Genomic DNA, 6229 nt, shown 5'->3' with positions numbered 1-6229 from the left:
TCCTTACAGTGCAGGCTTTCACTGCTTCCCTCCACGGCAAGCATTTACGTGAAGGAGGTCTACATTGATGCAGGATAAACCTCCCATTCAGCTCAGCCTGGAACAAGAATTCTTAATCAAGGAGAGTGGATTGGGTCAGCCTTTGCTCCATGCAAAACAGGGGAAGCTACAGGAGTTTCTCCTCTGGGAAGATGCTCGGGTTCTTCACACAACACATGGACACGTCACCGGCGTTGGAGGATTAGAGCCAGAAGACAAGCGAAGCAGTCAGGATAAGCATGAAGAATTTTATGAGAGCGAGAGCGAGGATGAGGATAAGGATGAAGCTGGCCTTTTCTCCTGGCCGCTCACCGAAGGTGTGGATCAAAGGCTTTCCTGGCCGCTCAGCTTCTGCACGCATGAATTGAGCAATCAAATAATCACTAAAATGGAAGAATATCTATTACCCCTAATGAAGGGGCGATTAGCAAAAGGCAAGGCGGTCGCTTTTCTCGTAGGCGACAAAGTCCTTGCTGTTGACCAGGCAGGCATAAGGTATGAAGGAGAAGAGCCGGTTTTCTGGGCAGAACTGGGAGATCTGCGCTTGCAACGCAGAGGACAGCTCTGGCTCTTCCGTAATGGACGCTGGCAGCAGTATCCTCGCCGCTGGAAAGCCTCCCAGACAAACCTGCCCCTGCTTGTCCCTTTAGTTCGCAGCATCCTCGCAGAGCGTCGCCAGGACAGCTAGCCTTGCCTTTTACCGGTCAGTGCTCGGAGTTTGGTGCCGGTCGCCAGGGTCCAGCCTCTTCCTTGACGCTCTTCGCCTTTGCAACATACAATATGATGTACCGCAACAGCACCCGGCGCCTGTCTGCTCACTGGCTAGCGGTGACCGGTCACGCTGGCCAGAGAACAGCGGTGCCCTCTGATCAGTGCCCGCCCGTTCGTCGGTCATGCCGCGTCTGTCTGTTTGCACTGCACGGCTCTCTAGGCGCTATCAGAGGTTGATCGTTTGCTCATGGGAGGCTCTCGTTGAACCAGGAACAGCAGTCATTGGCTCTTCCGTTTTCCTCCATCGAGGATGTACAGCGGGCGATGTTTGCCCGGCGCTATGTCGCTGATCGCAGTCTGGCGACAGCGGTGTTCCTGGCACTCAAGCGACGGAAGCCGCTGCTGCTTGAAGGCGAGCCGGGCGTCGGCAAAACCGAGGTGGCCAAGGTTTTGGCCGATCTATTGGAGACGCGCCTGATCCGCTTGCAGTGCTATGAAGGGATCGACATCAGCACGGCGGTTTATGAGTGGAATTATACCCGTCAGATGCTCTATATCCGCTTGATGGAGGCCAGTGGAGCGACGCGCCAGGAGGAGCTGAAGGAGATCTTTGGGCCTGATTTCTTGATTAAGCGCCCCCTGCTGCAGGCTATCGACCCGGCTAACTCCAAGGCGCCAGTTCTTCTGATCGATGAGCTGGACCGCAGCGACGAGGAGTTCGAGGCCTACTTGCTGGAACTGCTCTCGGACTTCCAGATTACGATCCCCGAGATCGGGACGATCGCAGCCAAGGAGCCGCCGGTTGTAGTGATTACGTCGAACCGCACGCGCGAGATCCACGATGCGCTGCGACGACGCTGTCTCTACTATTGGATCGACTACCCAACGCTGGAAAAGGAATATTCCATTGTGCTCACACGCATGCCGGAGGCGCCCGAGCGGCTGGCAAAACAGGTCTGCGCCTTCGTGCGCGAACTGCGCGCGCTCGATCTGTTCAAGGCCCCCGGCGTTGCTGAAACACTTGACTGGATTGCCTCGCTGCTAGCGCTCAATCAGCTAGAGCTGGTCGAGGGAACGGTACGCGACACCCTCGGCGCCCTGCTCAAGTATCAGGATGACGTGCTGAAGGTTGGCGGAAACAACCTTGGCAAGTTGATTGAGAAGGCCCGCAGCGCAAGCCTGTGACCGCAGTTGCTTATGGATGCCCACAACTTCAAGCACCTTGACGATCCCCTGTTCTTCCCAAAGGGGGAGAGTAGCCCGTCTTCCTCCCCTCTGCCACCCGGAGAGGACGGCCTCCGGCCCGCGTCCGCCTCAAGGGCTGCGGCAGCTCTGACCCCCCCGCTCTCTTCTCTGGAGCTGGAACGCGGTGAGCGCTTGCTTTACCGCTTGACTGAGTTCGGTCATCTGCTCTGGGAGTCGGGGATCGAGGTCGGTCCGCAGCAGGTGCTTGATTTGGCCGAGACCCTCAATGAGATCGATATTACGAATCCGACCGATTTCTATTATACGCTGAAATGCTCGCTTCTGAACCGGCATGAACAAGAGACGCTTTTTGATCAGCTCTTCAATTATTATTGGCTGACACGCGACCGTCAGAATCGCCCGCCTGATGCCGGTGCGGCACGCCGCGATGATCGCCAGATTCGTCTTCCTCCCTCGGAGCGCAAGCGCCTCGCCGAGCATCTCAATGCCGACAATCAGCAGCGTGAGCTGCGCGTGGGCGAGCAGGAGAGCGAACGACGGCGCTTGCTCGATGAGCAGACTGGAGAGCGGGAAGATGACCAGGCCACCCCCCAGGGTACAGCCTATAGCGCCCTTGAGCTGCTGCGCAAGAAGGATTTCGAGTCGTTCACCTGGGAGGAGGTCCAAGAGGCCAAGCGCTTGATGGCCGAGATGCGTTGGAACCTGGGTCTGCGTCCGACGCGTCGTAAGCGCCCGGTGCGTAAGGGCGACTATCCCGATATGCGGCGCATCGTGCGTCGCAATCTGAAATATGGCGCAGAGCTGCTTGAGCTAACCTGGCGCGAGAATAAGCTGAAGCCGCGCCCGCTCGTCATTATCTGCGATATTAGCGGCTCAATGAGTCTCTATTCTCGTCTGCTGCTCCACTTCATCCACACGATCTCAAATGGCTTGCTGAATGTGGAAGCTTTCGTCTTCGGTACGCGTCTGACTCGCATTACACGCCAATTGAAGCGGCGCGATGTCGATGACGCCGTGCGTGAGGTTTCGCGCACAGTTCAGGACTGGTCGGGGGGCACACGCATTGGCGAGGCGTTGCATACGTTCAATCAGCAGTGGGCCCGGCGCGTTTTGGGTCGCGGCGCCGTTGTGCTGATTATCAGCGATGGCTGGGATCGCGGCGATGCCAACCTGCTGCGCGCCGAGATGGACCGTCTGCAGCATAGTTGCCATCGTTTGATCTGGCTTAATCCGTTGCTTGGCTCGCCCGACTACCGCCCGTTGACTATCGGTATGAAGACGGCCCTACCTTACATTGATGATTTCTTGCCTGCCCACAATCTCGATAGCTTGATCAAGCTTGGCAAGCTGCTGGAGCGCATTGATGATCGGCGCCCGGTGCGCACGCCCGCGGCCCGCCGTGAGGCGGTCAAGGCCTGGAGCCGCCTCAATTCCTAAGCAGCAACGCCCCCTGAGAGAGTTGCAGCTCGCTTGAAGAGGTCGGTGATGCCGGTGGGGGCGTGCGGGCGCCATTGGCTTTCCTCTGTGTTTGTTTGCTTGCGGAGGTGTTCCTTATGCGCGATATCCTGCCAGATGTGGAGCGCTGGCGCGCGCGTGGTGAGCGCGTGGCCGTGGCGACAGTCGTCTCGGTAGCCGGTTCGGCTCCTCGCCGCCCGGGAGCCAAGTTGGCTGTTAGCGAGAAGGGGGAGATTAGCGGTTCTGTTAGCGGTGGGTGCGTGGAGCCGGCAGTGATTGAGACAGCCCTGCAGGTCATTAAGGATGGCAAGCCCCAGATGCTCGAGTTTGGCATCAGCGAGGAGGAGAACTTTGAGCAGATTGGCCTGGCCTGCGGCGGAACAATCCATGTTTTTGTCGAACGTCTCGATTGGTAGCGTCGGCAGAGCGCAGCGGCCCGTGTGAGGAGAAGAGCGTGATTCTCTCTCGCTGCGCTCGCTCAGGAGTTGGTGGCCTATGAGCAGTCTTTATGAAGAACTAAAGCAGCAACTGGCCCAGGAGCGCGGCGTCGCCCTCGCAACCTTGGTGCGCTCCTCGTCGGGTCAGGGGATCGGCGCGAAGCTCCTGGTTTTCCCTGATAAGAGCTTTCATGGCTCCTTCGGCCTCCCAGAGCTAGAGGCCCAGGTGGCAGCAGATGCCGCTCAGGCTATTTGGATCGGCGAACCGGGTACACGGCTCTACACGCTGGGCGAGCAGACTTTCGAGGTCTTTATCGAGGGCTTCCCTCCTCCTCCACGGCTGATCATCGTCGGGGCTGGTCACATCGCCATTCCTCTAACAACTTTCGCCCGCACGCTGGGCTATCGTGTAGTGGTGATCGATGCTCGCTCGGCTTTCGCAACGCGTGAGCGCTTCCCCCACGCCGATGAGTTGATTGTAGCCTGGCCCGATGAAGTCCTGGCCCAGATGGATCTGAATCCCTCAACGGCGGTCGCGATTTTGACCCACGATCCTAAGTTCGATGAGCCATCGCTAAAGGTGGTGCTCTCGCGCCAGGTCGGCTATGTCGGTGCTATCGGTAGTCGCAAGACAAGCCAGGAGCGCAATGAGCGACTCAAGCAGCAAGGGCTGACCGATGAGCAACTGAGTCGCATTCATGCGCCTATCGGCCTGAATATTGGAGCCAAGACGCCTGAGGAGATGGCGCTCGCGATTATGGCTGAGATCGTCGCGGCACGCTATGGGAAAGATCGTTCAGCCATTCTGGACTGGTCCCGCAAATAGAGGCTGTAACTTCCCCGGGGTCGTTACGTTTCTATCTATCAGAGAAAGGGGGTGCACCTGCTTCTCTGTAGGTAGGCAATGCTGGGAGGAGGAAGGTAGGAGTGATGTGACTACAGAAGCGTTACTATTAAGAAGGGAAGAACATGCCGGAATATCCCACTTATCCGCATGATGATCCGACGGAGCCAGTCCCTCCTTCTGCCCCACCTCCCGGAAGTGGGGGGCAGGGGAAGTTGATCATAGGGAGTTTTCATGATTCAGCTGGGGGTCAGCCAGCAGGCAGGCGCCAGCCACCACCCGGTTACCAAGGCTACCAGACCTACCGTGGGGGAGTCTATACACCGCCGCGCCGCCCTGGCACGGAGCCTTACCCAGGCAGCTATCCCGCGCTGGCCACACCTGCGGCACGTCCGCGCCGCTCACTTTTACGCCGGCGTGGCTGTGCCATCGGTTGTCTTTCTCTGCTGCTGGTGGTGATCGTGCTCGCGGGCTTCTCCATCTCTGTGCTTCAGCGTGTGCTCGCCTTCGGTTCAGCCATTTCGACGCAGGCCCCGCTGAGCACACAGACAGGCTTTATGTCAACCTCGGAGCGGGTCAATCTCTTGGTGCTGGGCTTTGGCGGTGGCGACCACCCAGGCGCTTACCTGACCGACTCGATGGTTCTCATGAGCCTCATTCCGTCCTCTCAACACACAACGCTCATCTCGATTCCACGCGATCTGTGGGTTCAGGTGCCTTCTGGCTCCGGCCACTATGGCAAGATCAATAGCGTCTATGAGGTGGCCTCTAACGAGGGGAAGGACCCCGTGGCAGGCGGCAACGCTGCAGCTCAGAAGGTCTCTCTGATCACCGGCCTCGATGTCAAGTACTGGATGACCATCGATTTCGAGGGCTTCCGCGATTTAATCAATGCTATCGGCGGCATCGATGTCTATGTCCCCGATTCGTTTACCGCCCTCTATCCGAAGAACGATGATCCCAATATCGACGCGAGCTGGATTAAGGTGCATTTCTCTAAGGGCATGCAGCACATGGACGGCGAGACGGCGATCCGCTACGCCCGCGCTCGCGAGTCGCTGGACAATCCCGCTGAGGGCACCGATTTCGCCCGCTCGGCTCGCCAGATGATCATCATTAAAGCGGTGATCAGCAAGGTAAAGCAGTGGTCAACCTGGCCCCACCTCTTCGACGCTATGGATGCCCTGAAGCATACCATCTATACGAATATGTCCCTGACTGACCTCGGCCTGTTCTCGCTGAAGATGGATCTGAACCAGGCTCATCGCATTGGTCTGAGTAATCAGAATGTCCTGGTCGACTCGCAGTCAGCGGATGGACAGTACATTTTGCTGCCAGCAAACAATAACTGGCAGCTCATTATTGACTACATCCGCAAAAATCTCTATAACTAGAGAGAGCAGCGTCTTCAGAGGCGTGAGGGGCAGCTATCTCGCAGGACCTAGCGGGCTGCTCCTCCCTCCTCATCCTTTAGGGGAAGCGCTCAGGCCAAGCAAGCAAGACTGGCCGAACGACGATTGAGATGGTATGTCAGTGC

The 6229-nt window shown here is 57.9% G+C and carries 6 protein-coding genes; all 6 read left to right on the top strand.

The window, feature by feature from the left end; genetic code table 11:
- Positions 1-67: 67 nt before the first annotated feature.
- The 6 genes from IRZ24_RS02970 (at position 68) to IRZ24_RS02945 (ending at position 6086) form a co-directional block, all read left to right on the top strand.
- Entirely contained in the window at positions 68-727 is a 660-nt protein-coding gene (locus IRZ24_RS02970; protein ID WP_297160382.1) for a hypothetical protein, read from the top strand.
- 347 nt (positions 728-1074) lie between these two features.
- Positions 1075-1935, top strand: a complete 861-nt coding sequence (locus tag IRZ24_RS02965) for a MoxR family ATPase (RefSeq protein ID WP_366914222.1) — start codon at positions 1075-1077, stop codon at positions 1933-1935.
- A 12-nt stretch (positions 1936-1947) separates the two neighbouring features.
- On the top strand, positions 1948-3393 hold the full coding sequence (locus IRZ24_RS02960; protein ID WP_297160378.1) for a VWA domain-containing protein: 1446 nt from the start codon (positions 1948-1950) through the stop codon (positions 3391-3393).
- 116 nt (positions 3394-3509) lie between these two features.
- Entirely contained in the window at positions 3510-3827 is a 318-nt protein-coding gene (locus IRZ24_RS02955) for an XdhC family protein (RefSeq protein ID WP_052889841.1), read from the top strand.
- 79 nt (positions 3828-3906) lie between these two features.
- Positions 3907-4674, top strand: a complete 768-nt coding sequence (locus IRZ24_RS02950; RefSeq protein WP_297160376.1) for an XdhC/CoxI family protein — start codon at positions 3907-3909, stop codon at positions 4672-4674.
- A 143-nt stretch (positions 4675-4817) separates the two neighbouring features.
- Positions 4818-6086, top strand: coding sequence for an LCP family protein (locus tag IRZ24_RS02945; protein WP_297160374.1), 1269 nt, complete (start codon positions 4818-4820; stop codon positions 6084-6086).
- Positions 6087-6229: the final 143 nt, after the last annotated feature.

The sequence above is a fragment of the Thermogemmatispora sp. genome (genome assembly GCF_019683755.1).
Classification (GTDB): Bacteria; Chloroflexota; Ktedonobacteria; order Ktedonobacterales; family Ktedonobacteraceae; genus Thermogemmatispora.
The sequence above is the reverse complement of the archived record's forward strand: the minus strand, read 5'-3'. Positions and strand labels throughout refer to the sequence as shown.